The sequence below is a fragment of the Nocardia cyriacigeorgica genome (genome assembly GCF_005863245.1).
GTDB lineage: Bacteria > Actinomycetota > Actinomycetes > Mycobacteriales > Mycobacteriaceae > Nocardia > Nocardia cyriacigeorgica_C.
The window spans coordinates 1-467 of record NZ_VBUT01000040.1; the positions used below are offsets into that span (position 1 = coordinate 1).

Genomic DNA, 467 nt, shown 5'->3' on the forward strand with positions numbered 1-467 from the left:
AGGTCATCGGGTCCGGGAGCAGCCCGCTGGCGTTGCGCAGTGCTTCTGCTGCCCCGTCGGGGATGCGGCCGGCGGCCTCGTCGAACCAGAGCATGCCGTCCGGGCTTTCGAGCCCGTATCCGTAATCGGTGACCAGATCGAGGGGGACGGCGATGGTGGTCGGTCGTTCGTGGAGCACTGATCCGTTCGCGGCGAGGATTACCCATTTGTCTGGGCAGGCCGTGCATTCGCCTGGTCTGGTGACCACGTAGGTCTTGTTCGTCGAGGCTGCGACTGTGCCGGGCATGGACCATGCCTCGCGCAGGTCGGTGCCCTCGTAGCCTTTCACCTGGGGGCTGTTCATCCCGTAGATGTCGAACGAGACCGCGACACCGGATGCGGTGCCTCGCAAGCTGACGGCCACGGGGCGTTCGCGGCCCGACCACACGGTGACTCGGGTAGCGGGTGCGCTCTGGCCGAGGCGGTAG

1 protein-coding gene is annotated in these 467 nt (G+C 67.0%); it reads right to left on the reverse strand.

Features of this window, described 5'->3' with window-relative positions; translation table 11 throughout:
- On the reverse strand, positions 1-391 hold a 391-nt coding region (locus tag FEK34_RS29845; RefSeq protein WP_171048492.1), incomplete at its 3' end, for a hypothetical protein.
- Positions 392-467: the final 76 nt, after the last annotated feature.